Below are 926 nucleotides of genomic sequence, written 5' to 3'. Positions count from 1 at the left end.
AGTTAGCAGGTCAATCGAATCAAAAAGTCGCAGGATCAGTGCGTTAGGTGACTGATTTGATCAACAACGCCGGTGCTGAATATACTGATGTATCTATCCACTTTCTGCACTCCGTTTTACCATCTGGAAAATAAAGAGCGATAATACTGGGTTTTTGACATATAAATTCAGCTACCTAAATATTCAACCATTGACATAAAATATATATTTTTATTGATAATTAAACACTGATATTTTTATTTTATAATTTTTATGCAGTACGCTTTATATTAATATTTTTTATATTCAACACGATGTTTATTTTACTGATATTTATATAATTTAATTAGGAACTTTGTTCTTCTATCCAACACCAAAAAGTGAAGTGAAGAAAATAAAGTTAATATTTAATTTTTGAATATGGAGAGTAGAAAAATGGTATCACCTGTAAATAACTTTTCTATGAATAGATTTCCAACAGAAAACTTATGGTCATCATTCGCGGAAAAGAAAGCGGAACCAAGTACAGTGGAAAAGCCAGATGCTGACCTGCGAAAACACTTTTGGGAATCACTTGATAATCCGTCCGAATGGGCCAATAAAGCGAATGGTCCGAGATCACCAAAACTGGCTGCCGCTTTTTCAGGTCAATATCAGCAACGCAACGAGAAAGACCAACTAATTCAGCAAAACTCGTTCGACCCTGACTTTTGGATACCGAGAGAGCGTGGTCCTGGAGACCCTCCTCCTCACTTTATAAAAGCTGATACCGTCGCTGAAAAACCTACAGCTGCTGCTCTGATGTTACAAAAGCTGGCTTCCGTTTTTTCAGGTCTATATCAGCAATCCAACCAGAACAAGGTCTAATGGAAACAAAGAGAAACCTGATAGATACAGCGAAAACGTCAGTTGCTGACCAAAGCCTTACAAAACACATACTTGTTGTG

The 926-nt window shown here is 36.6% G+C and carries 1 protein-coding gene; it reads left to right on the top strand.

Translation table 11 applies throughout. The annotated features are described in order from the left end of the window. Nucleotides 1-441 precede the first annotated feature (441 nt). A complete protein-coding gene (locus A8L45_RS23315) occupies nucleotides 442-846 on the top strand; it encodes a hypothetical protein (RefSeq protein ID WP_139122472.1) in 405 nt (134 codons plus the stop codon). Nucleotides 847-926 lie beyond the last annotated feature (80 nt).

The organism is Veronia pacifica, from assembly GCF_001707825.1.
Taxonomy (GTDB): Bacteria; Pseudomonadota; Gammaproteobacteria; order Enterobacterales; family Vibrionaceae; genus Veronia; species Veronia pacifica.
Note: the sequence above shows the minus strand (reverse complement) of the source record. Positions and strands in the feature narration are given on the sequence as shown.

Excerpts from the sequence above, each read along its gene's own strand:
- A8L45_RS23315 (WP_139122472.1), top strand. The coding sequence starts at position 442 with ATGAATAGATTTCCAACAGAAAACTTATGGTCATCATTCGCGGAAAAG.